The 23,032-nt window shown below is 63.4% G+C and carries 19 protein-coding genes; 15 read left to right on the top strand and 4 right to left on the bottom strand.

The window, feature by feature from the left end; genetic code table 11:
- Positions 1-247 precede the first annotated feature (247 nt).
- From AC0969_RS13075 to AC0969_RS13065, 3 genes are all read left to right on the top strand, one after another.
- A complete protein-coding gene (locus AC0969_RS13075) occupies positions 248-2,341 on the top strand; it encodes an ATP-dependent helicase (RefSeq protein ID WP_479624577.1) in 2,094 nt (697 codons plus the stop codon).
- 80 nt (positions 2,342-2,421) lie between these two features.
- The gene (locus tag AC0969_RS13070) at positions 2,422-2,787 is read left to right on the top strand and encodes a hypothetical protein (RefSeq protein ID WP_479624576.1); all 366 of its coding nucleotides are present in this window, start codon (positions 2,422-2,424) and stop codon (positions 2,785-2,787) included.
- Positions 2,784-3,938 (top strand): phospholipase A, encoded by a 1,155-nt coding sequence (locus AC0969_RS13065; RefSeq protein WP_479624575.1) that lies wholly within the window; start codon positions 2,784-2,786, stop codon positions 3,936-3,938. Before AC0969_RS13070 ends, AC0969_RS13065 begins: the two co-directional genes overlap by 4 nt.
- A 124-nt stretch (positions 3,939-4,062) precedes the next feature.
- Here AC0969_RS13065 and AC0969_RS13060 read toward each other — a convergent pair whose 3' ends face one another.
- Positions 4,063-4,758: a FadR/GntR family transcriptional regulator gene (locus AC0969_RS13060; RefSeq protein WP_479624574.1), complete on the bottom strand. Its 696-nt coding sequence runs from the start codon at positions 4,756-4,758 to the stop codon at positions 4,063-4,065.
- Between the two features lie 99 nt (positions 4,759-4,857).
- Between AC0969_RS13060 and AC0969_RS13055 the strand changes: the two genes are divergently transcribed.
- From AC0969_RS13055 to AC0969_RS13005, 11 genes are all read left to right on the top strand, one after another.
- Positions 4,858-5,592 carry an SDR family oxidoreductase gene (locus tag AC0969_RS13055; RefSeq protein WP_479624573.1) on the top strand — a complete coding sequence of 245 codons (735 nt, stop codon included), beginning with the start codon at positions 4,858-4,860 and terminating at the stop codon, positions 5,590-5,592.
- Positions 5,593-5,609: 17 nt separating this feature from the next.
- Positions 5,610-6,458, top strand: a complete 849-nt coding sequence (locus AC0969_RS13050) for a fumarylacetoacetate hydrolase family protein (RefSeq protein ID WP_479624572.1) — start codon at positions 5,610-5,612, stop codon at positions 6,456-6,458.
- A 250-nt stretch (positions 6,459-6,708) separates the two neighbouring features.
- Positions 6,709-7,368 carry a TetR/AcrR family transcriptional regulator gene (locus AC0969_RS13045; protein WP_479624571.1) on the top strand — a complete coding sequence of 220 codons (660 nt, stop codon included), beginning with the start codon at positions 6,709-6,711 and terminating at the stop codon, positions 7,366-7,368.
- 34 nt (positions 7,369-7,402) lie between these two features.
- Positions 7,403-9,199 carry an acyl-CoA dehydrogenase C-terminal domain-containing protein gene (locus AC0969_RS13040; protein WP_479624570.1) on the top strand — a complete coding sequence of 599 codons (1,797 nt, stop codon included), beginning with the start codon at positions 7,403-7,405 and terminating at the stop codon, positions 9,197-9,199.
- A gap of 23 nt (positions 9,200-9,222) precedes the next feature.
- The gene (locus AC0969_RS13035) at positions 9,223-9,654 is read left to right on the top strand and encodes a DUF2147 domain-containing protein (RefSeq protein ID WP_479624569.1); all 432 of its coding nucleotides are present in this window, start codon (positions 9,223-9,225) and stop codon (positions 9,652-9,654) included.
- A 15-nt stretch (positions 9,655-9,669) separates the two neighbouring features.
- Positions 9,670-12,105: a 3-hydroxyacyl-CoA dehydrogenase/enoyl-CoA hydratase family protein gene (locus AC0969_RS13030; RefSeq protein ID WP_479624568.1), complete on the top strand. Its 2,436-nt coding sequence runs from the start codon at positions 9,670-9,672 to the stop codon at positions 12,103-12,105.
- A 53-nt stretch (positions 12,106-12,158) separates the two neighbouring features.
- Positions 12,159-12,575 carry an endonuclease domain-containing protein gene (locus AC0969_RS13025; protein WP_479624567.1) on the top strand — a complete coding sequence of 139 codons (417 nt, stop codon included), beginning with the start codon at positions 12,159-12,161 and terminating at the stop codon, positions 12,573-12,575.
- Positions 12,572-13,777, top strand: a complete 1,206-nt coding sequence (locus AC0969_RS13020; protein WP_479624566.1) for an acetyl-CoA C-acyltransferase — start codon at positions 12,572-12,574, stop codon at positions 13,775-13,777. Before AC0969_RS13025 ends, AC0969_RS13020 begins: the two co-directional genes overlap by 4 nt.
- 157 nt (positions 13,778-13,934) lie before the next feature.
- The gene (locus tag AC0969_RS13015; RefSeq protein ID WP_479624565.1) at positions 13,935-14,708 is read left to right on the top strand and encodes an enoyl-CoA hydratase; all 774 of its coding nucleotides are present in this window, start codon (positions 13,935-13,937) and stop codon (positions 14,706-14,708) included.
- A gap of 42 nt (positions 14,709-14,750) precedes the next feature.
- The gene (locus tag AC0969_RS13010; RefSeq protein WP_479624564.1) at positions 14,751-15,758 is read left to right on the top strand and encodes a Bug family tripartite tricarboxylate transporter substrate binding protein; all 1,008 of its coding nucleotides are present in this window, start codon (positions 14,751-14,753) and stop codon (positions 15,756-15,758) included.
- 113 nt (positions 15,759-15,871) lie between these two features.
- Positions 15,872-18,877, top strand: a complete 3,006-nt coding sequence (locus AC0969_RS13005; RefSeq protein WP_479624563.1) for an EAL domain-containing protein — start codon at positions 15,872-15,874, stop codon at positions 18,875-18,877.
- Here the strand turns inward: AC0969_RS13005 and AC0969_RS13000 are convergent.
- Both AC0969_RS13000 and AC0969_RS12995 read right to left on the bottom strand, forming a co-directional pair.
- The gene (locus tag AC0969_RS13000) at positions 18,874-19,563 is read right to left on the bottom strand and encodes a phosphoglycolate phosphatase (protein WP_479624562.1); all 690 of its coding nucleotides are present in this window, start codon (positions 19,561-19,563) and stop codon (positions 18,874-18,876) included. The genes AC0969_RS13005 and AC0969_RS13000 overlap by 4 nt on opposite strands.
- A 64-nt stretch (positions 19,564-19,627) precedes the next feature.
- A complete protein-coding gene (locus tag AC0969_RS12995) occupies positions 19,628-20,167 on the bottom strand; it encodes a superoxide dismutase family protein (protein ID WP_479624561.1) in 540 nt (179 codons plus the stop codon).
- 520 nt (positions 20,168-20,687) lie between these two features.
- Here AC0969_RS12995 and AC0969_RS12990 point away from each other — a divergent pair.
- Complete coding sequence (locus tag AC0969_RS12990; protein WP_479624560.1) at positions 20,688-22,166, top strand: discoidin domain-containing protein; 1,479 nt, start codon at positions 20,688-20,690, stop codon at positions 22,164-22,166.
- Between the two features lie 90 nt (positions 22,167-22,256).
- Here the strand turns inward: AC0969_RS12990 and AC0969_RS12985 are convergent, their stop codons facing one another.
- Positions 22,257-23,009: a dienelactone hydrolase family protein gene (locus AC0969_RS12985; protein ID WP_479624559.1), complete on the bottom strand. Its 753-nt coding sequence runs from the start codon at positions 23,007-23,009 to the stop codon at positions 22,257-22,259.
- Positions 23,010-23,032: the final 23 nt, after the last annotated feature.

Below are 23,032 nucleotides of genomic sequence, written 5' to 3'. Positions count from 1 at the left end.
GCATTGAGCCCAGGGCAAAGAAGCGAAGACCGAAGCCTTTGCCACTACTGAACACGCCTCGCACAGCAGCCAGGGCTGCGATTCGCATGCGACGGGGCTTATCCTAGTGGCATGAGGGTCAGAGCCGAAATGCGGGTGGGCAGGGTTAGCCGCAATTCACCCGCATCGCGCAATTCGGATCTGACCCCACCCGCCTCCACCCCGCTCTGTATGATCCGAAATTTTGTCTAAACCTAGCCCCCACACCATGTCCGCCGGAATGAACCCCGCCCAGCAAGAAGCTGTGAACTACCTGCACGGGCCCTGCCTGGTGCTGGCGGGCGCGGGCTCGGGCAAAACGCGGGTGATCACGCACAAGATCGGCCGCCTGATCGACGCCGGCGTGGCGCCCAAGAGCATTGCGGCCATCACCTTTACCAACAAGGCAGCGATGGAAATGCGCGACCGGGCCAAGGCGCTGATCGGGCGCGAGGCCAAGGACGTGGTGATTTGCACCTTCCACGCGCTGGGCGTGCGCATGGTGCGCGAAGACGGCAAGCTGCTGGGGCTGAAGCCGCAGTTCAGCATTCTGGATGCCGACGACGTAACCAGCATTTTGAAAGACGCGGGCGGCAGCGTCGATGTGGCCACGGCCCGCACCTGGCAGTGGACCATCAGCAAGTGGAAGAACATGGGCTTGAACGCCGAGCAGGCGGCGGCCCAGGCGGCCGACGACAGCGAAGCCATCACCGCCCGCGTGATGGCGCTGTACGAAGAGCGCCTCACCGCCTACCAGAGCGTGGACTTTGACGACCTGATCAGCCTGCCGCTGCGCCTGCTGCGCGACTTTGAAGAGGTGCGCAGCAAGTGGCAGCGCGTGTTGAACCACGTGCTGGTCGATGAATACCAGGACACCAACGCCACCCAGTACGAGGTGCTGAAGTACCTGGTGGGCGAGCGCGCGCACTTCACCGCCGTGGGCGACGACGACCAGTCCATCTACGGCTGGCGCGGCGCCACGCTGGACAATTTGAAGAAGCTGCCGATCGACTTTCCGCAGCTCAAGGTGATTACGCTGGAGCAAAACTACCGCTCCACCAGCGCCATCCTGCGGGCGGCCAACAACGTGATTGGCCCGAACCCCAAGCTGTACCCCAAGACCCTGTTCAGCGAACTGGGCGAAGGCGAGCCGGTGCGGGTGGTGGATGCCGACAACGAAGAGCACGAGGCCGAGCGCGCCGTGGCCCGCATCCAGAGCCTGCGGGCGGGCACCGCAGCGGTGGTGCAAGGGCCGCAGTACCAGGAGTTTCGCCATTTCGCCATCCTGTACCGCGCCAACCACCAGGCCAAGCCGTTCGAGAAGGCGCTGCGCAAAGCGGCGATTCCGTACAAGGTGTCCGGCGGCACCGGTTTTTTTGACCGGGCCGAGATCAAGGACCTGTGCGCCTGGTTCCGCCTGTGGATCAACAGCGACGACGACCCGGCGTTTTTGCGCTGCATCACCACGCCCAAACGCGGCATTGGCCACCAGACGCTGGGCAAGCTGGGCGAATTTGCCACGCAGTACCGTTTAAGTCTGTTTGAGTCGCTGTTTACCTCGTCGCTGGGCGCGCTGCTGCCCGCCAAGGCGCTGGACGGCCTGCACGAGTTTGGCCGTTTTATTACCGACCTGGAATACCAGGCCCGCCGCACCATCGGTGCCGAAGACGCGCTGGCCTTCATGCTGCAATGGTTGAAAGATATTGGCTACGAGAAGCACCTGTATGACGGCGAAGACAGCGAAAAAGTGGCCGCTGCCCGCTGGACCAATGTGCTGGAGTTTTGCGACTGGATGGCGGCGCGTGCCGGAGGCCAGGCCGACGAGGATTCGGGCGTGACGACCATGCGCGAGACCAAAAGCCTGCTGGAAGTGGCCCAGACCATCGCCCTGCTGTCCACCATCAACCAGCGCGAGAAGGATGCGGATGTGGTCACCCTCTCGACCCTGCACGCCTCCAAGGGGCTGGAGTGGCCGCACGTGATGCTGGCAGGCGTAACCGAGGGCATGCTGCCCTTCAAGCTGGACGACGACGAGGGCCGCCAGCAGGTGGTCAGCGACGACATTACCCAGCGGCTGCAAGAAGAGCGCCGCCTGATGTACGTGGGCATCACCCGCGCCCAGCGCAGCCTGGCCGTGAGCTGGACCAAAAAGAAGAAAAAAGGCCGCGAAACCGTGGCCGCCCAGCCCAGCCGCTTCATCAAAGAAATGGGGCTGGACCAGGCCACCATGAAAGAAGACCCGCGCGAAAAGCTCAAGGCCCTGCGCGCCGAATTTGCCCTTAAAGCCCAAGCCAATGCAGCCGCTGCGGCGCAGAAACCATGATCTTGCGATTTACTACATTTTTGATAGCTGCATGCGCAATAAGTACCTGCGCTAGCGGCCAAAATAGCTTAAAGAAAACCGTGGCCAACTGCCCCGCGCCTGCGGCCACCACCGTGCAGCAGCTCTACGGCGACTGGCGGGCCGAGATCGACGGCCAGCCCGGTGTGGCCCGCGTGCAATTGCAAAAAGAACCCACGCAAGACGATAGTCTGGTGGGCAGCATTACCCGCGCAGGCAGCCAGGCCAAACCGGCGCTGTTGGCCGGCGACGTGCAGGCAGGCGACTTCCAGCTGGAAGAATCCGACGACGGCGTGCGCATCAGCGCCACCTGGAGCGGGCGGGTGGTAGACAGCTCATGTGGCAAGGAAATCAAAGGACTATGGACCAACGCACTCACCGACAAAACCCAGCCCTTCACCCTGCGCCGCACCGGGGGCTGGCAATGAAACCCATCGCTCTCCTGCTGGCCGCCCTGTGCGGCAGCGCGCAGGCGCAGCTGGTCACCGCCACCGACGCGGCCACGGCCATTGCCAAGGCCACCGCGTCCGCGCCCTGGCTGGCCTGTAGCCGCTTGGTGGACGACAAGGTCGCCCGCCTGGCCTGCTTTGATGAGCTGTCCCAACAAACCACCGCGCCCGCCGCCCCGGCCCCCGCACCGCTGGCCACCGCCACCGCCGCGCTGCCGGTGGTACCGCCCCAGCCGGTCGCGGTAGCGCTGGCCATTGCCGCCGACCAGGGCTGCAAAGACACACGCTACTCGGAAACCTCGCGCTTCTGGGAGCTGGAAACGGGCAGCGATTGCGGCACTTTTGGCATACGCGGCTACCACCCGATCAGTCTGTCGCTGACCACCCGTGACCGCACCAACGCCCAGCCCAGCAGCCCCGCCGCTGGCCATACCGCCACCTCAGCCACCGACTTCAACCGCACCGAAGCCCGCATCCAGGTGTCGGTGCGGACCAAGATCGCCCAGGGCATGCTGACCAGCCGCAGCGGTGGCCTGAGCGATTCGCTGTGGTTTGGCTACACCCAGCAGTCGTACTGGCAGCTGTTCAGCCCCGACCTGTCGCGCCCCTTTCGCAGCACCGACCACGAGCCCGAGGCCGTCTACGTTTACCCCAGCACCCTGGCACTGCCGTGGGACTGGAAGCTGCGTTACACCGGCGTTGGCCTGGTCCACCAGTCGAACGGCCAAAGCCTGCCCCTGTCGCGCAGCTGGAACCGGGTCTACCTGATGGCCGGGTTTGAAAAAGCCGACCAGTGGCGGGTGCAGGCCCGCGCTTGGAAGCGCATCCACGAAAGCGACGGCAACGACGACAACCCCGACATGAGCGACTACATCGGCCGGGGCGAGCTGGCCGCTGGCTGGAATCTGGATAAAGACAACACCCTGGGCCTGACGCTGCGCCACGCACTGCGCCAAGACGGGCGCGGCTCGGTCCGGCTGGAATGGCTGAAAGCCCTGGGCAGCACCGGCGGCCACAAAAACGCTCTGCGCCTGCACACCCAGCTGTTCAGCGGCTACGGCGACAGCCTGCTCGACTACAACGTGCGTCGCACCGTGCTCAGCGTAGGGCTCAGTTTGGTGGACTTCTAGGCCCCTAGGCCAGCGCAGCGAAGCCCCCTCAAGAACAACGCAGGACTGGCTCCGCCAGACTGCTGCTGTTGCCCCCTGCAAGGGGGTTGGCGAAAAGCGCTTGCGCTGTAGCCTGGGGGTGTACCTATTTCCAACTCGCATTGAGCCGCTGGTGGGATTTGTCCATGTGCATGTGCATGGCAGCGCGGGCGGCGGCGGGGTCTTGGGCGTGGATGGCGGCCAGAATGGTCTGGTGCTCTTTTAAAGCGGTGCGCCAGGAGCGCGGCGTTTCAAAGTAGCCCCCCAGCCGGGTAAACAGCGGGCCACGCCGTGCATCCCAGAAGCGGTGCACGGTTTCCACCAGCACGATGTTGCCGCTGGCTTGCACGATGGCCGAGTGGAAGGCGCGGTCGCCCTGCAACGGGGGCTGGCCCAGGGCGGCCTCAATGCGCATGGTGTGCAGGGCTTGGGCCATGGCGGCCAGATGTTCGGGTTGGGCCAGGGTGGCGGCCAGGGCGGCGGTTTCGCCCTCGATGACCCGGCGCGCGCGGATCAGCTCCAGCGGCCCCCACTCGGCGGCGGCGACCGGCGTGCCCCGGTGGCCCGGGTCGCGTGCCAGCACGTAGATGCCCGAGCCGGTGCGGACTTCGACCCAGCCCTCCACCTCTAGCGCAATCAGCGCCTCGCGCACCGAGGGGCGGCTCACGCCCAGTTGCAGCGCCAGCTCGCGTTCGGCGGGCAGGCGGCTGCCCACGGCGTATTCGCCCGACAGCATGCCCGCGCGCAGTTGCTCGGCAATCTGGCGGTACAGGCGTTGGGGTTCTATCGTCAGCAGGGGCATAGGGTTAGCGTTAATTGGCCAAGTGGTAAGGCCACTTCATAATTCCACAAATGGCTGGGATTATCCATCCGGCCAAACCCCAACATCCCGGAGCACCCCATGCGACTTTCAGGAAAAACTGTGCTGGTCACCGCCGCCGGACAAGGCATTGGCCAGGCCGCTGCGCTGGCGATGGCCGCCGCCGGAGCCCAGGTGTGGGCCACCGACGTGAACCCGGCGCTGCTGGCATCGTACGAGGGCGTGGCCAACATTACTGCGCTGCCACTGGATGTGCTGGACCAGGCGGCGATCCAGGCCATGGTAGACCGCATGCCCCGTATCGACGTGCTGTTTAACTGCGCGGGCGTGGTGCACAGCGGCACGGTGCTGGAGGTGCACAACAGCGAGCTGGAATTTGCCTTTTTGCTCAACGTACAGGCGCAGATGTGGGCCATCCAGGCCGCCGTGCCGCGTATGCTGGCGCAGGGCGGGGGCAGCATTATCAACATGGCCAGTGTGTGCAGCAGCATCAAGGGGCTGGTGAGTCGCTGCGTCTACGGCACGACCAAGGCCGCCGTTATCGGCCTGACCAAAAGCGTGGCCGCCGATTACGTGGCCAAAGGCATACGCTGCAACGCCATTGCCCCCGGCACGGTGGACACCCCCTCGCTGACCCAGCGCATCAACGCCTTCCCCGACCCCGTGGCTGCCCGCCAGTCGTTTGTGGACCGCCAGCCAATGGGCAGGCTGGCGCAGGCCCATGAGATCGTGCCCATCGTGGTATTTTTGGCCAGCGATGAATCTGTTTTTTCTACCGGTCAAACCTATTCGGTTGACGGTGGCATGACCATTTAATTTTTCCAAAGGACAGCATGAAACTCGTTCGTTACGGCAAACCCGGCAAAGAAAAACCCGGCCTCATCGATGCCGAAGGCAAGCTGCGCGACCTCAGCAAAGAGCTGAAAGACATCGGCCCTGAACAACTCGGCGATGCCGCGCTGGCCAAGATCGCCAAGCTCAACCCGGCCAAGCTGCCGCTGGTCAAGGGCAAGCCCCGCCTGGGCAGCCCGGTGGCCCAGGTGGGCAAGTTCATCGCCATCGGCCTGAACTACGCCGACCACGCCGCCGAGTCGGGCCTGCCGATTCCGGCCGAACCGGTGGTGTTCATGAAAGCCACCAGCTGCATCCAGGGCCCGAACGACCCGATCATGCTGCCCAAGGGCTCAAAAAAGACCGACTGGGAGGTCGAACTGGGCGTGGTCATCGGCACCCAGGCACGCTATGTGTCGCAAAAAGACGCGCTCAACTTTGTGGCCGGCTACTGCACCATCAACGACATCAGCGAACGCGAATACCAGCTGGAGCGCGGCGGCACATGGGACAAGGGCAAAGGCTGCGATACCTTTGGCCCCCTCGGCCCCTGGCTGGTCACCCGCGACGAAGTGCCGAATCCGCAAAAACTCGGCATGTGGCTAGACGTGAACGGCCAGCGCGTACAGACCGGCAACACCAAGACGATGGTCTTCACCGTGGCCAAGATCGTCAGCTACGTCAGCCAGTTCATGACCCTGATGCCCGGCGATGTGATCACCACCGGCACCCCGCCCGGTGTGGGTCTGGGCATGAAGCCACCCCGGTTCTTGAAAAAGGGCGACACGATGGCGCTGGGGATTGACGGTTTGGGCGAGCAGCACCAGGTGGTTGTTGCGTTCAAGCTGTAGCAGCGGATTGAATGATTTTTAGGCTGCTAGCGCATATGTACCATGCGCTGGTAGCTATTAAATGCATAGCGTTTGAGGTATACGCTACCCACCAGACCGCCGCTTTGCTGCGGTCTTTTTTCGTGGCGCAAGCGTGGGTTTACCCTGTCGCACAGGCGCAAAAAATGCGGTCCCATCGGTAGACTTTCGCAATTAATATGTTTAAATTCGGAAAAATAGCACGATCGTTCTTATTTCCCAATTTAAACCTATGGCCCTGACCGAACATCCCGCCAAAACCGCCCGCGACGCGACCGTCGATGGCCGTGCTTTGCTCAAGGGCCGCCAAACCAAAGCTTCCATTATTGAAGCCGCCCTGAGCCTGGCCAGCCAGGTTGGGCTGGAGGGCTTGAGCATCGGCGCGCTGGCCGAAGTCACGCAGATGAGCAAGTCGGGCGTGTTTGCCCATTTCGGCTCGCGCGAGGAGCTGCAAATCTCCGTCATCCGCGAGTATTACCGCCTGTTTGAGGCCGAGGTGTTCTACCCCGCCATGCAGGCCCGGCGCGGTCTGCCCCGCTTGCAGGCGCTGTTTGCCAACTGGATGCAGCGGGTGGCCATCGAGCTGCAATCGGGCTGCATCTTCATCAGCGGCGCAGTCGAATTTGACGACCGGCCCGGCCCGGTGCGCGATGCGCTGGCCAGCTCGGTGCAGGCTTGGCTGGCGGCTTTTTGCCGCGCTGTGGTGCAGGCCAAAGAGGTCGGCGATTTGCGCGCCGATGCCGACGAACACCAAGTCGCCTTCGAGATACACGGTTTGATTTTGTCGTTGCACTATGAACACCGTTTTTTGAAAAATCCTGGCGCGCTAGACCGTGCCAACACCGGTTTCAACAACCTCTTGGCACGCTACGGACAGCCCGCCAAGTCCTGATAACAGTCCCCCTCAAAAATTCCAAGGAGTCACCATGCCTAACTACACCCCCCCGCTGCGCGACATGCAATTTGTGATGCACGAAGTGCTCAAGGTCACCGATGACCTGAAGCTCATGCCGCAGCACGCCGACACCGATGCCGACACCATCAGCGCGATTCTGGAAGAGGGCGGCAAGTTCGCCTCCGAGGTGGCTTTTCCGCTGAACATCAGCGGCGATGCCGAGGGCTGCAAGCTGGACCAAACCACCCACGAAGTCACCGCCCCCAAGGGCTTCAAGGCGGCGTATGAGCAGTACGTGCAAGGCGGCTGGGCGGCGTTGAGCTGCGACCCGGCCTACGGCGGCCAGGGCCTGCCGTTTGTGGTCAACCAGTGCTTTTATGAGATGCTGAACTCGGCCAACCAGGCCTGGACCATGTACCCCGGCCTGTCGCACGGCGCCTACGAAGCCCTGCACGCCCACGGCACCGACGCACAAAAAGCCCTGTACCTGCCCAAGCTGACCAGCGGCGAATGGACCGGCAGCATGTGCCTGACCGAGCCGCACTGCGGTACCGATCTGGGCCTGTTGCGCACCAAGGCCGAACCGCTGGCGGATGGCAGCTACGCCATCACCGGCAACAAGATTTTCATCAGCGCCGGTGAGCACGACCTGGCCCCCAACATCGTCCACCTGGTGCTGGCCCGCCTGCCGGACGCACCGGTGGGTAGCAAAGGCATCAGCCTGTTTGCGGTGCCTAAGTTCCACGCCGCCGCAGACGGCACGCTGGGCGCACGCAACGGCATTTACTGCGGTGGCCTGGAACACAAGATGGGCATCCACGGCAATAGCACCTGCCAAATGGTGCTGGACGGCGCCATCGGCACCCTGGTCGGCCAGCCCGGCAAGGGCTTGAACGCCATGTTCGTGATGATGAACGCCGCCCGCCTGGGCGTGGGCAACCAGTCGCTGGGCCTGACCGAGGTGGCCTACCAAAATGCCCTGGCCTATGCCAAGGACCGCATCCAGATGCGTTCGCTGTCGGGCACCAAGGCCAAGGACAAAGCCGCCGACCCGATCATCGTGCACCCCGACGTGCGCAAGATGCTGCTCACCGCCAAGGCCTACGCCGAAGGGGGCCGCGCCCTGGGCATTTACTGCGCCATGCTGCTGGACAAAGAGCACAGCCACCCGGACGAAAAAGTGCGTGCCGACTCTGGCGAAATGCTGGCCCTGCTGACCCCCATCATCAAAGCCTTCCTGACCGACAACGGCCACATCGCCACCAACGCCTGCATGCAGGTGTTTGGCGGCCACGGCTTCATCAAGGAATGGGGCATGGAGCAGTACGTGCGCGACAACCGCATCAACATGATCTACGAAGGCACCAACACCATCCAGAGCCTGGACCTGCTGGGCCGCAAGGTACTGGGCAACAACGGCGCCACGCTGAAGAAGTTTGGCCGCCTGGTAGCCGCGCTGGTGGAAGAAGAAGGCGTGAACGAGAAGATGGCCGAGTTCATCACCCCCATCGCCATTCTGGGCGACCAGGTCACCAAGCTGACCACCGAGCTGGGCTTCAAGGGCTTCCAGAACGCCGACGAAGTGGGCGCTGCCGCCGTGGACTACCTGCGTGTGGCCGGGCACCTGGTGTTTGGCTACTTCTGGGCCCGCATGGCGCAAGTCGCATTGCGCGAAATCGCCGCTGGCAACACCGACCAGTTCTACCTGGCCAAGCTGCAAACCGCCCGCTTCTACTTCGGCAAGCTGTTCCCTGAAACCGCCACGCTGATGCGCACCGCCCGCTCGGGCAGCAAAGTCTTGATGGATACCGACGCAGCCCTGGCCTGAAGCCCTTCACCCCGGAGACAACCATGAAAAAAACAATAGCACTCACCGCAGGCTTGCTGTGCGCTAGCGGCGTATTTGCCCAAATGACCCCCGAGGGTCTGTGGCGCAATATTGACGACAAGACCGGCCAGCCCAAGGCGGAAATCCGCATCGCGGCCAACAGTGCCGGCGTGCTCACCGGGGTGGTGGAAAAAGCCTTGATCCCCAGCCCCGAGCCGCTGTGCACCGCGTGCAGCGACGACCGCAAGGACAAGCCCAAGGTCGGCATGGAAATCATCCGGGGCGCAAAGAAGGCAGACGGCAAAGACCTGTGGGACGGCGGCAAGATCCTCGACCCCGAAAACGGCAAGAACTACACCCTGACGATGGAGCCCGAAGAGGGCGGCAAGAAGCTCAAAGTACGCGGCTACATCGGCCCCTTCTTCCGCACGCAAACCTGGCTCCGTGTGCAATAAACCCGAAAGAATGTGATGTCACGATTCCCGATTAAAAAAGTCGCCGTCCTCGGCGCAGGCGTGATGGGCGCGCAGATTGCTGCGCACCTGGTCAACGTCAAGGTGCAGGTCGTGCTGTTTGACCTGAAAGCCAAAGAAGGCCCGGCCAACGGCATCACCGCCAAGGCCATCGCCAACCTCAAAAAGCTCAAGCCCGCCCCCCTGGGTGTGGCGGACGACGCGGCCCTGATCCAGGAGGCCAACTACGACGACCACCTGGAGCAATTGAAGGACTGCGATCTGATCATCGAGGCCATTGCCGAGCGCATGGACTGGAAGCTCGACCTCTACAAAAAGATCGCGCCCTTTGTGGCCCCGCACGCGCTGGTGGCCTCCAACACCTCCGGCCTGTCGATCACCAAGCTCAGCGAAGCGCTACCCGAAGAGCTCAAGCCGCGCTTCTGCGGCATCCACTTCTTTAATCCGCCGCGCTACATGTATTTGGTGGAGCTGATCAACACCCCCACCACCCAGCCCGAAGCGCTGGACCAGCTGGAAGCCTTCGTCACCACCAGCCTGGGCAAGGGCGTGGTGCGGGCCAAGGACACGCCCAACTTCATCGCCAACCGCGTGGGTATCGCAGGCATGCTCGGCATCATCGGCGAGACGGAAAAGTTTGGCCTCACCTTTGACGTGGTGGACGACCTAACCGGCAAACGCCTGGGCCGCGCCAGCTCGGGCACCTTCCGCACCGCCGACGTGGTGGGTCTGGACACCATGGCCCATGTGGTCAAGACGCTGCAAGACAATTTGAGTTTGGCCACCGACCCGTTTTTTGGCAGCTACGGCACGCCGCCGGTGCTGGCCCAACTGTTGGAGATGAAGAACCTGGGCCAGAAAACCAAGGCCGGTTTCTTCAAGAAAGTGGGCCGCGATGTGCTGCGTTTCGACGCGGCCAGCGCCACGTATGTGCCCGGTGGCCAAAAGGCCGACGAGGTCTATGGCCGCATGCTGAAAAAGCCCGCCGGTGAGCGTTTGGCCCTGCTGCGCAACAGCGAAGGCCCGCAAGGCCAGTTCCTGTGGGCGATTTTGCGCAACAGCTTCCACTACGCTGCCGTGCATTTGGAGACGATTGCCGAGACTGCCCGCGATGTGGACTTGGCCATGCGCTGGGGCTTCGGCATGCAGCAAGGCCCGTTTGAGCTGTGGCAAGAGGCTGGTTGGCTGACCGTGGCGAATTGGATCAAGGAAGACATTGCAGCGGGCAAAGCCCTGTGCGACGCGCCGCTGCCCGACTGGGTGTTTAACGGCCCGGTGGCGGATGCCGGGGGTGTCCACACCGCCGAAGGTTCGTGGAATCCGTCTACTTCCAAATTTGTAGCGCGCCACGCACTACCTGTCTACGCCAGGCAGCTATTTCCTGAAAAAATCTCCGGCCACACCCAGGGCTTGGGTATCGGTGGTGGCTTCGAGACGGCAGGCACAACGCTGTTTGAAGACAAGGCCATCCGCCTGTGGACGCTGGACGGAGATGAGTGCCCCTCCGGTAGCGGAGTCATCATCGCCAGCATCAAAACCAAGATGCACGCCATCAGCCCCGAAGTGTCGGACGGCCTGGCCCGTGCGGTCGATATGGCCGAGAAGGATTACGCTGCTGTGGTGATCTGGTCGGGCGACGAGCCCTTCAGCGCCGGTGCCGACCTGCAAGCCATGCTGCCCGGCTTCATGATGGGCGGCGCAGGGGCCATCAACAAGATGGAAAAAGCGCTGCAAGCCGTGATGCTGAAAATCCGCTACGCCAACGTGCCGGTGGTCTCCGCCGTGCGCGGCCTGGCGCTGGGCGGCGGCTGCGAGCTGGCCGTGTACTCGGCCCGCCGCGTGGTGGCGATGGAGAGCTACATCGGCCTGGTCGAAGTCGGCGTAGGCCTGGTGCCCGGCGCGGGCGGCCTGACCTACATCGCCCGCCGGGCGGCCGAGAACGCGGCCCTGTCGGTCCACAAAGACCTGCTGCCCTTCCTGACTGAAGGCTTCACCGCCGCCGCGATGGCCAAGGTGGGCACCAGCGCGCTGGAATCCCGCAAGCTGGGCTACCTGCTGGACAGTGATGTCATCGTGCCAAACAAGGACGAGCTGCTGTTCGTCGCCCTGAACGAGGCCAAAGCGATGGCCACCAGCGGCTACCGCGCCCCGCACAAACGCCTGTTCCCCGTGGCAGGCCGCAACGGCAAAGCCACCATCCAGGGCCAACTGGTGAATATGCGCGACGGCGGTTTCATCAGCCAGCACGACTTCCACATCGCCAGCCTGATCGCCGGTGTGGTGACGGGCGGCGATGTAGACAACGGCACGCTGGTGACCGAGGAATACCTGATGACGTTGGAGCGCAAAGCCTTCTGCAGCCTGCTGGAGAACGCGAAGACGCAGGAACGCATCATGGGGATGTTGAGTACCGGCAAACCAGTACGGAACTGACCCCGACTTCCTCCTTCCCCCACCGGGGGAAGGCCGGGATGGGGGCCTGCACCATGCACAACCACGCCACACCTGCCGCCAACACACATGCCCGCTTGCTTCGGGCGGGAATGACCGATTCCGAGCGGCGGTTGTGGTCGCGTTTGCGCATGGAGCAGTTGGGTGTGAAGTTTCGCCGCCAGCATCCGCTGGGCAATTACATTGCCGACTTTGCGTGTTTGGCCTCCAAATTGGTGGTCGAACTCGACGGCTCTCAGCATGCCGACCAAGCCGCATATGACGCGCGCCGTGAGGTGTTTTTTCGCAGCCTGGGCTTTACCGTGCTGCGCTTTGCGACCGACGCGCCTTTTTCTAATCTTGATGGGGTGTTGGTGGTGATTTTGGATGCGTTGACTGCCGCCAAAGCCCTGCCCCCATCCCAACCTTCCCCCGAAGGGGGAAGGAGTAAAACCACAAGGAGCCCTCCATGAAGCAAATCCAAGACGCCTACATCGTCGCCGCCACCCGCACCCCCATCGGCCGTTCGCACAAAGGCTATCTGCGCAACACCCGGCCCGACGAGCTGCTGGCCACCACGCTGCGTGCCGCGCTGGCCCAGGTGCCGGGCCTGGACCCGGCCACCATCGAAGACGTGATCTGCGGCTGCGCCATCCCCGAAGCCCAGCAGGGCCTGAACGTAGCGCGCATCGGCGCGGTGCTGGCCGGGCTGCCGAACTCGGTGGGCGGCATCACCGTCAACCGCTTCTGCGCATCCGGTATCAGCGCGGTGCAGATGGCCGCCGACCGCATCCGCGTGGGCGAGGCCGACGTGATGTTTGCCGCTGGCGTGGAAAGCATGAGCATGGTGCCGATGATGGGCAACGGCCCCAGCCTGTCGCCCAACATCTTCACCAACACCGACGACGTGGACAACTACGGCATTGCCTACGGTATGGGCCTTACGGCCGAGAAGGTGGCGCAGCAGTGGAAGATCAGCCGCAGCGCGCAAGACGAGTTTGCCTACGCCTCGCACATGAAGGCGCTGGCGGCCATGCAAGCGGGTTATTTCAGCGACGAGATCACCCCCATCACCGTGGACGACCGCAGTGTCGATCTGGACACGGGCAAGGTCAGCATTAACCAGCGCACCATCAACCTGGACGAAGGCGTACGCCCCGAAACCACGGTCGAAGGCCTGGGCAAGCTGAAAACGGTGTTCTCGGCACGTGGCTCGGTCACCGCAGGCAATAGCTCGCAAACCTCGGACGGCGCAGGCGCGTTGATCCTGGCCAGCGAGTCGGCCATCAAACGCTTTGGCCTGACCCCGCTGGCCCGTTTCGTCAGCTTTGCCAGCAAGGGCGTGCCGCCGCACATCATGGGCATTGGCCCGATCGAGGCGATTCCCGCTGCGCTGCGCTACGCCGGTTTGAAGCACCAAGACATCGACTGGTTCGAGCTGAACGAAGCCTTCGCCGCCCAGTCGCTGGCCGTGATGCAAACCCTGGGGCTGGACCCGGCCAAGGTCAACCCGATGGGCGGCGCGATTGCCCTCGGCCACCCGCTGGGTGCCACCGGTGCCATCCGCGCCGCCACCGTCATCCACGCGCTGCGCCGCAACAATTTGAAGTACGGCATGGTGACCATGTGCGTCGGCATGGGCCAGGGCGCAGCCGGCATTTTTGAACGGGTTTAAGCTCCCCGTTTTTTGTAACTACTTAACCCCGGCTTGCGGGCTGAACGCATCCATTCCAGAGATAGCTGGCCCCGGCTTTGCCGGGCCACTGGTGTCGCCCCCTGTAGGGGGTTGGAGGAGCGACACGCAGTGCGCGCAGCCTGGGGGGGAACCTAATATGACCGACATCCTGACCCACACCGAAGACGGCATCCTGACCATCACGCTGAACCGCGTGGCCAAGAAGAACTCCCTCACCTCGGCCATGTACGCCGCCATCTCCGACGCGCTGGAGGCGGCAGCTGCCGACCCTTTGGTGCGGGTGGCGGTGGTCCAGGGGCACGAGACCATCTTTTCGGCGGGCAATGACATTGGCGACTTTTTGAAGGCTGCGCCAAACCCTGACGCTCTGGCCGAATCACCGGTGGTCCGCTTCCTGCGCGTCATCAGCAGCTTCCCCAAGCCGTTGATTGCGGCGGTGTGCGGCGCGGCGGTGGGCGTGGGCACCACGCTGCTGCTGCATTGCGATCTGGTGTATGCGGGCGACAACGCGGCGTTCTCGCTGCCCTTTGTCAACCTGGGCCTGTGTCCCGAAGCCGGTTCCAGCTACCTGTTGCCGCGCCTGATGGGCCACCAGCGGGCGGCCGAGGCGCTGCTGCTGGGCGACCCGTTCAGCGCAGAGACGGCGCTGGAAGTGGGCCTGATCAACCGCATCGTGCCACCCGCCGAGGTGCATGCCTTGGCGCACCGCCAGGCGCAGCGCCTGGCGGCCAAGCCGATGGGCGCGCTGGTGACCAGCAAGCGCCTGATGAAGCAAGAGCAAGCCGCCCCGGTGGCTGCGCGTATCGCCGAAGAAATCGTGCACTTCAGCCGCATGCTGGGCGAGCCCGCTGCCAAAGAAGCGCTCACCGCGTTCATGGAAAACCGCCGCCCGGATTTCACCGCCATGTGAAACAGTGCTGCATACAATTTTGGTTTTCAACCGAAAGTCACTATGCACACTAAGCAGCTGGGTCGTCGCGGTCTTCTAACTTGCTTGGGCGGTGTGCTCACGGGGCTTTCGCCCGTGCTGCACGCCCAGAGCGTAGCCTCGGTGAAAAAAATGACTGCCAAGCCGCTGGCGACCCGTTTGCGCATCGTCATCCCGGCCAATGAGGGTGGTGGTTGGGACCAGACCGGCCGGGCCTTGGGGGCCTCCATGCTGGCCGCCGGGGTGTGTGAGCAGGTGGATTTTGAAAATATCGGCGGCAAAGGCGGCACCTTGGGCCTGGCCGCGTATGTGCAGCACTACAGCCAGGACCCCAACGCCCTGTTGGTGGGCGGCACGGTGATGGTCGGCGCGGTGGCTTTGCAGCGGCCCGCAGTAGACCTGAGCCAGGTGCAGCCCCTGGCCCGCCTGACCAGCGACTACCTGGTGATGGTGGTCAGGGCCGATTCCCCGATTCTTTCTGTGGCCGATCTGGTGACGCTGGTGCGCAAGGACCTCAAAAGCGTGCCTTTGGCGGGTGGCTCTGCGGGCGGTATCGACCATATTTTTGCCGGTCTGTTTGCCCGTGCGGCCAGGGCCCAGGTGAGCGATCTGGTCTACCAGCCGTTTGCCGGTGGTGTGCAGGTGGCCGATGCCGTGCTGTCGGGCAAAGCCGTGGCGGGCATTTCGGGCTACAGCGAATTTGCCGATCTGCTGGTGGGCGGCAAGTTGCGGGCGATTGGCGTGTCGGCGCGCAAAACTTCGTTTGGCATTCCCTCTATCCGCGAGCAGGGGGTGGATGCTGTCATGTCCAACTGGCGCGGCCTGCTGGTGGGTAACGGAGTGGCCCCGGCGCGTGTTGCGGAGCTGGTCGACGGCGTACACCGCGCCACCACGCATGCCAGCTGGCTGCAAACCCTGAAAGCCAAGCGCTGGGAGGCGGCGTGGCTGGTGGGGGAGGATTTGCGCAGCTTCATGGAGCTGGACCGGACCACCGCTGCGGCGATGATGTATTTGCTCAAGCTGAAGGCCTGATTTACACGCCCTTATCGACCTTAACACCCCGGGTGTTTCCTGTTTTCGGGCAGGGCAATGCGTTTCATAATCTTGCGAGAAGGCGGTGCGCCTGTTTGTAAAGGAACGAGACCATGCAGCCAGCCCCCCACGCTGACGACGAGGCACAACGCCTTGAGACGCTGCTAGCTTTGAACGTGCTCGATAGCGCGCCAGAGGCAGAGTTCAATGCCCTGGTGCAGGTGGCTTCGATGGTCTGCGGCGTACCCATTTCCCTGATCAGCCTGGTGGATGTGCAGCGCCAATGGTTCAAGGCCCAGGTAGGCTTACCTGGCACTACGCAGACACCGCGTGACATGGCGTTTTGCGCCCATGCGATTCTGGGCGACACCTTGTTTGAAGTGCCCGACGCCACGCTGGATGTCCGGTTTTTTGACAATCCGCTGGTACAGGGGCCGCCCGATATCCGGTTTTATGCGGGTATGCCCATCCACATGGGCAACGGTATGCGCGTGGGCACGCTGTGCGTCATTGACCGCCAGCCGCGCCAGCTGGATGCTACCCAGCACCAGATTCTGGGCTTGCTGGCGCAGGCTGTGGCCAAAGTCCTCGAAGGTCGCCAGGCGATGCAGATCGCGCACCACACCACACAGGCATTGCAGCAAAGCGAAGACCGGCTGCGCCACCTGTACCAAACCACGCCCACCATGCTGCACTCCATCGACGCGCAAGGGCGCTTGCTGACCGTGAGCGATACCTGGCTGTCCAAGATGGGCTACACCCGGGACGAGGTGCTCGGCCAGTTGTCCTCTGATTTTTTGACCCCCGCATCGCGTGCGTATGCCCGCAACACCGTGATGCCCGCTTTTTTTGCGCAGGGGCGCTGTGACGACATCGCCCACCAGATGCTGACCAAAAGTGGCGCGGTGATCGACGTGCTGCTGTCGGGCATTCTGGAGCGCGGCCCGGATGGCCAGCCGCTGCGCAGCATGGCTGCGATGGAGGACGTGACGCTGCGCTACCGCTTCGAGCAGGCGCTGATGGATGAGCGCCGGGCCTTGCAAGAATCGAACGAACGCAAGGCGCTGGCGACCGACAGTGGCGGTATTGGCATCTGGGAATGGGATGTGGCCAGTGGGGCGCTGCAATGCGATGCCTGGATGCACCGTTTGTACGGCCTCGAGGTGCACGAGGATATGGACAGCTATGCCCTGTGGGCGCAGTATGTGCACCCCGAGGATATGGCGGGGGCCGCGCAGGCGGTGCAGATTGCAGCAGCGGGTGGCCCACCGCTGAACACCGAGTTTCGGGTGGTCTGGCCCGATGGCAGCGTCCACCATCTGCGGTCCACCGGGATCGTCAAGCGCGCTGCGGACGGGCAGGCCGTGCGTATGTTCGGCACCAACCGCGACATCACCGAATCCCACCGCTTGGCGGCGCAACTGGCCGAGCAGCATGAGCTGTTGCGGGTCACCTTGCAGTCGATTGGCGATGCCGTCATCACCACCGATGCCCAGGGCCAGGTGGTTTGGCTCAATCCGGTGGCCGAAACCCTGACCGGCTGGCCCAATGCCGAGGCGCTGGGGCTGCCGCTGGAGCAGGTGCTGCATATCGTGCACCAGGAAACCCGCGCCATTGCCGAAAATCCGGTGGCCGTGTGCCTCCAGAAAGGCGGTGTTGCCAGCCTGCCCAACCAGACCTTGCTGATTTCTCGGGGTGGCGGCGAGTTTGGCATTGAAGACTCTGCTGCGCCGATTCGCAATGCCCAGGGCGAGGTGCTGGGGGCGGTGCTGGTGTTCCACGATGTGACCGAGCAGCGCCGCCTGTCGGGCGAAATGAGCTACCGCGCCTCCCACGATGCGCTCACCGGCTTGGTGAACCGGTCCGAGTTTGAGAGCCGACTTGGCCTGGCATTGCGCCGGGTGCACGAGGAGCGTGCCGAGCACGCGCTGCTGTGTATCGACCTGGACCAGTTCAAGCTGGTCAATGACGCTTGCGGCCACGCGGTGGGCGACCAACTGCTGCAACAAGTCGCCAAGCTGTTGGCTACCTCGGTGCGCGACCGCGACACCCTGGCGCGGCTGGGGGGCGATGAATTCGGCATCATTCTGGAACACTGCACGGCGGATAAGGCACAGCGTGTTGCGCAGCAGATCTGCGACCGGATGGACGACTTCCGGTTTGTCCACGATGGTCGGCGGTTTCGGATCGGTGCCAGCATCGGCCTGGTGCCGGTGGACGGCCGCTGGACCTCGATCGAGGCGCTCCAGCAGGCCGCTGACACCGCTTGCTACGCCGCCAAGGATGCCGGGCGCAACCGGGTGCACACCTGGTTTGACAGCGATATTGCGATGCGCGCGCGGCACGGCGAAATGCAATGGACCACGCGCATCGAGCACGCCCTGGACGAGGACCGCTTTGTCTTGTACGCCCAGCGGATCGCGTCTTTGCGCAGTGCGCCGCCTGGGGTGCATGCCGAGGTGCTGCTCAGAATGCGGGATGCCGATGGCAGCCTGGTCTCGCCCGGTGCTTTTTTGCCTGCGGCAGAGCGCTTTCACCTGGCATCACGTATCGACCGCTGGGTGTTCAAACGGGCCATCAGCTGGATGCAGGCCTTGCCGTCGGTCGAGATGGTCAACAACCTCAGCATCAACCTGTCGGGCCAGTCGGTCGGGGACCGGGCCTTCCACCGTTGGGCGCTGGAGATGCTGACCGCCGCAGGCCCGGCGATTTGTGCCCGGCTGTGCTTCGAGGTGACCGAAACCTCGGCGGTGACCAACCTGGCCGATGCGGCGCTGTTTATTGCGCAGATCCGGGCCGTGGGCGTGCGCGTCGCGCTAGACGACTTTGGTGCCGGAGCCTCATCGTTCGGCTACCTGAAGACCTTGCCCGTGGACTATTTAAAAATCGACGGCCAATTTATCCGTGACGTGGTGGACGACCCGCTGGACGATGCGGCCGTGCGCTGCTTTGTGGATGTGGCGCGGGTGGTCGGCGTAAAAACCGTGGCCGAGTGTGTGGAGCATCCGGCCGTGCTGGCGCGTTTGCGCGAGATCGGGGTGGATTTTGTGCAGGGTTTTCTGCTGCACAAACCCGCGCCGATAGACGAACTGCTGGCGCGCCAGCCTACAGCCGCCTAAGCCCGCGCAAAGTCCGCCAGCGAATCCAGCAGCCCGTCGGCATCCACCGCCGACACCGGTTCGCCGTGGTTGTAGCCATAGGTCATTAGCAGCACCGGGCAGCCTGCTGCCCGTGCCGCCTGGGCATCGTTGCTGGAGTCGCCCAGCATCAGCGTATGGGCGGGCAGGGTGCCCAGGGCTTCGCAGGTTTTCAGCAGCGGCAGCGGATCGGGCTTTTTGCGCTCAAACGAATCGCCACCAAACACCTGGCTGAAGAAGCCGTCCAGGCCCTTGGCCTGTAGCAGCGGCACGGCCAGGGCGACGGGTTTGTTGGTCACGCAGGCCAGTTTCCAGCCGCGCTGCTGCATCGCCTGCAAGCCCTCCAGTACCCCGGGGTAGACCTGCGAGAACTGGCCGTTGATGGCCTGGTAGTGCTGCTGGTAAGCCGCCAACGCGCGGTCGAAAAATGCTACATCATTTATAGCTGCTTGCGCAGGTGGCATATGCGCTAGAGCATGTTTTAGTACTGCGCTTATGAGGTTTTCAGAGCCCTTGCCAATCATCGGCTCGATGGCGCTGGGGGCAATACCGGGCAGGCCCAGCTCGGCCAGCATGCCGTTCAGGGCGGCCGCAAAGTCGCCCAGGGTATCGACCATGGTGCCGTCCAGATCGACGATGGCGGCTTGGATAGAGGTCAGGTTCAGCATGCTCGCTTGTCCGAAATGAGGAGGATTTTCGGCGAAGCGGCAGAACACGGGCGCAGGGGGTGGGCTAATTCCGGGTGATCACGGCACAGGCCAGCCGGGCACCCGAGTTGCCGGTGGGTTGGGTGGTGAAGTCGTCTGCGTCCTTGTGCACGATCAGGCCGTGGCCGACCACGTCGTGCGGGCCGCTGCCCACGGTCAGCTCGGCGGTTTCGTAGCGGAACTGTGCCGTGCCCGATGCGTCGGCCTGCAAGCTGGGCAGGTCACCCGCGTGGTGCATGGCCCCGGTGGCGGCTCCGTGGGCATGGCCGTCGGGGTTGAAGTGGCCGCCGGTGGACATGCCGTCGCCGCTGGAGCAGTCGCCCTTTTCGTGGATATGGAAGCCATGCACGGTGTTGGGCCGCAGGCCGCGCACTTCGCCGCTTATCCGCACGCGGCCGGGGAGCTGGGTAAACTGGAGGCTGCCGCTGACCGTGTTGCCGCTGGTGGCAGTCAGCTGCGCGGTGGCCGACGGGCCGCTGGGCGGGGTGGCGCAAGCGGTCAGTAGCGTAGCCAGAATCACCAAAGTGACACGGGGGCTGCGGGTGAGGATGCGGGGCATGGACATACAGTTCCTTGGTGTGGAGTTGCGACGAACCATCCTACCCTTGAAGCACGCGTGGACTCGGTTGGCTCCATGCCCGGACTCACCCACTGCGAATGCACCTATGGCTCACGCAATGAGCTTTTTAGTTTTTGCATGGCTAGCATCTGGGAAATTTTTAGAGATTTCTGGGTGTTTTTGTGCGGGAAAGTTCGACTTCAGCACGATTGCAACACCGAATCCAGCTGGTTTTGGCCAAAAATAGCGACCGCATTTTTACTCTGAAATGGGAGGATTCCCATTTGGTGGCATCTATTTTTTGCTTCTAAAAAAGGAGCAATTCACTCCATCTCATCCTGTACTGGATGCTGCGCTCACCGCTGCGTCGGCTGGTGTGGCTTGTTGTATTAGTGGCATTCAGATACATTTTTATTGAAACAAAATGTATCTTTACGAGCGGCTATTTCCTTGTGGGTGCGCTGGTCGTTTTTGGAAATTGTTGTAATGCCGGGCTGTATGGGGCCCAGCCCGCATAGGAAATTTTATGGATCCGCAAACCTTGGCGGTGGCGCAATACCGCGCTCGGCCTATTTCTTATACCGCTGGGGGGCTGATGCTCAGTGCGGTTCTGTGTCTGGCTGCCTGTGGTGGTGGCAGCGGTGGCGGCAGTGCTGCGCCGGTTGCCAACCACAATCCGCTCCTGGAAGTCGGCTTTGACGCGGCCCCTCCTGCGGCGGTGGATCTGGGTCTGGTGCCGTCTGGCGCAGAGTCCGGGTCCGCCACCATTCCGGCCCGGCCGGTGGATATGAGCAACCCGGGCAAGGCCGCCAAAGCGGTGCTGGTTACTGCGTCTGGATCGGATGGCAACCACCCTGCGGCGCATGCCGTGGACGGCGATCTGAGCACGCGCTGGGCCGGTAACAACGCCGACAGCGCCTGGATCCAGTTCGACTTTGGCCAAAAAACACAGATCGGCTACCTGCAGCTGGTCTGGGAGGCCGCCTACGCCAAGGCGTACACGGTGCAGACCTCCGATGACGGCGTGGCCTGGGTGGATGTGCGCAGGGTGACGGCGGGTACGGGCGGCACCGAGGAGCTCTACAACCTGGGTGTTGATGCCCGATACCTCCGCCTGCAAGGTGTTACGCGCGGCACGCAGTATGCGTATTCGCTGTTTGAAGTGGCATTCAAGACCCCGGGCACCGACAACTCGATACAGGCGCGCACGGTTGCCGCGCTGCCTATCGTTGCCAATGGCATGGCCTACGTGCCGATGCTGCCCGTGGCGCAAGAGCCGCTGGAGTCGGTGCAATTTGCCTTGCCCGACGGCACGCTGGTGACCCGCTTCGGCCTGGTTGGGCGGGGCCGCCATGCCCGCGAGCGCGGCGAGGAATGGAACGAGATCGGCTACGGCACCAATGCCACGGTCGATGCCGCAGGCAACCCGGTGGACAAAGGGCCCGGCAACTACCTGAGCTTCGTGCCCAACTACTTCAAAAACCGCACCTGGGGCACCGAGTTCATCGACAACAGCCATGTGGCGGGCGTGACCAAGCCCCGGCTGGTCGTCAACCAGTATTTCCAGCAGGCGCAGAAGGGCGGTGGCCACTCGTTCTTTCGCCGCTTCGACTCCACCGGGGTGACCGGCTACGGCTGGATGAGTCCCGGCGATCTGCTGGACGACGCCACGTACACGGCGGGTTTTGGCGATGTGGCCGCCTGCCCGGTGGTGCCCAAGCCCGCCAATGGCACGCTGCTCAAGCCCAGCAGCGGGTACAGCGGAATCATCGGGGCCAACGACGGTTGCAGCGTGGTGCTCGACAACTACCCCGGCTACACCGAAATCCTCCCCGATGCCAACGGCGTGCTGGCTCCCCTCGGCAAGAACGTCGCCGCACGGTCGCTGAAGCTGACCGAAGCGGTGGTGTGGCACGGCGGCGAAGCCCTGGCATCGCGCAACCGTTTCGTCGCGCTCCCCACTGCCGATCGCCAGGCGTTGCTGGCCTTTTTGAGGTCGCTGTAATGCAAGCCCCGCCCAGGTCCATAGTGCGCTACACTTTATATAGCTGCTTGCGCAGGTGCTATATGCGCTAGAGCCTGTTTTTATGCTGAATCAATACAGCGCCCGCCGAAACATCCCAATCGCCAGCTGGTAGCCCAGCATCTGCAATTCCGCGTCATAACGCTCGCCCTCGTCGCGCATGAAGGCGTGCACGCCGTTGAACTCGTGCCAGGTGAAGTTGACGGCGGTGTCGCTGAGTTTTTTGTACACCACGGCGCGGCCTTCGGCGGGGATGTGGGGGTCTTGCTTGCCCCAGACCATTTGCAGTTCACCCTGGATTTCGCCGGTGCGGGCCAGGCTGTCGTTGCCCGGCTGCGAGGGGACCAGCCCCGAGTGGATGTCGGTGGCATAAAAGCACGATGTGGCGGCAATGGCCGGGTGGAGCGCCGCGCGGTACGCCAAACCGCCGCCCAGGCAGAAGCCCATAGCGCCGATCTGGCCCGAGCAGCCGTCCAGGCCGTGCAGGTAATCGACCATGGCCTGGGTGTCGCTGTCGTGCGCTTCCAGCGGCTTGGCGACTTTGTCGGCATTGCCTTTGTCGCGGCCCGCGTCGTCGTAGCCGAGTACGGTGCCGATGGGATTCAACTCGTGGAACACCTCGGGCACCAGCACGATAAAGCCGTGCCCGGCCAGGGTTTGGGCGCTGCGGCGGATCGGGCCGGTTTGCTGAAAAATCTCGGAGTAGAGCAGGATGGCCGGAACTTTTTTAGCCGCCGTGGCGGGCGTAGCGAGGGGCTGGTACAGGTAGCACCGCATGGTCCCGGTGGGGGTGGAAATATCGACTTCGCGGTTCTGGATTTGCATGGTTTCTATTTCTAGGGAGTGCT

It is taken from the genome of Rhodoferax sp. LB1P47 (assembly GCF_056521445.1).
This window is presented reverse-complemented; position numbering and strand designations above follow the sequence as displayed.

What these genes read in the sequence shown, in the direction of transcription:
- AC0969_RS13050 (WP_479624572.1), top strand. Translation starts at nt 5,610, where the DNA reads ATGAAACTCGTTCGTTACGGCAAACCCGGCAAAGAAAAACCCGGCCTC.
- AC0969_RS13025 (WP_479624567.1), top strand. Translation starts at nt 12,159, where the DNA reads ATGCACAACCACGCCACACCTGCCGCCAACACACATGCCCGCTTGCTT.
- AC0969_RS13005 (WP_479624563.1), top strand. Translation starts at nt 15,872, where the DNA reads ATGCAGCCAGCCCCCCACGCTGACGACGAGGCACAACGCCTTGAGACG.
- AC0969_RS13020 (WP_479624566.1), top strand. Translation starts at nt 12,572, where the DNA reads ATGAAGCAAATCCAAGACGCCTACATCGTCGCCGCCACCCGCACCCCC.
- AC0969_RS13040 (WP_479624570.1), top strand. Translation starts at nt 7,403, where the DNA reads ATGCCTAACTACACCCCCCCGCTGCGCGACATGCAATTTGTGATGCAC.
- AC0969_RS13065 (WP_479624575.1), top strand. Translation starts at nt 2,784, where the DNA reads ATGAAACCCATCGCTCTCCTGCTGGCCGCCCTGTGCGGCAGCGCGCAG.
- AC0969_RS13055 (WP_479624573.1), top strand. Translation starts at nt 4,858, where the DNA reads ATGCGACTTTCAGGAAAAACTGTGCTGGTCACCGCCGCCGGACAAGGC.
- AC0969_RS12990 (WP_479624560.1), top strand. Translation starts at nt 20,688, where the DNA reads ATGGATCCGCAAACCTTGGCGGTGGCGCAATACCGCGCTCGGCCTATT.
- AC0969_RS13030 (WP_479624568.1), top strand. Translation starts at nt 9,670, where the DNA reads ATGTCACGATTCCCGATTAAAAAAGTCGCCGTCCTCGGCGCAGGCGTG.
- AC0969_RS13075 (WP_479624577.1), top strand. Translation starts at nt 248, where the DNA reads ATGTCCGCCGGAATGAACCCCGCCCAGCAAGAAGCTGTGAACTACCTG.
- AC0969_RS13015 (WP_479624565.1), top strand. Translation starts at nt 13,935, where the DNA reads ATGACCGACATCCTGACCCACACCGAAGACGGCATCCTGACCATCACG.
- AC0969_RS13010 (WP_479624564.1), top strand. Translation starts at nt 14,751, where the DNA reads ATGCACACTAAGCAGCTGGGTCGTCGCGGTCTTCTAACTTGCTTGGGC.
- AC0969_RS13045 (WP_479624571.1), top strand. Translation starts at nt 6,709, where the DNA reads ATGGCCCTGACCGAACATCCCGCCAAAACCGCCCGCGACGCGACCGTC.
- AC0969_RS12985 (WP_479624559.1), bottom strand. Translation starts at nt 23,009, where the DNA reads ATGCAAATCCAGAACCGCGAAGTCGATATTTCCACCCCCACCGGGACC.
- AC0969_RS12995 (WP_479624561.1), bottom strand. Translation starts at nt 20,167, where the DNA reads ATGTCCATGCCCCGCATCCTCACCCGCAGCCCCCGTGTCACTTTGGTG.
- AC0969_RS13000 (WP_479624562.1), bottom strand. Translation starts at nt 19,563, where the DNA reads ATGCTGAACCTGACCTCTATCCAAGCCGCCATCGTCGATCTGGACGGC.
- AC0969_RS13035 (WP_479624569.1), top strand. Translation starts at nt 9,223, where the DNA reads ATGAAAAAAACAATAGCACTCACCGCAGGCTTGCTGTGCGCTAGCGGC.
- AC0969_RS13060 (WP_479624574.1), bottom strand. Translation starts at nt 4,758, where the DNA reads ATGCCCCTGCTGACGATAGAACCCCAACGCCTGTACCGCCAGATTGCC.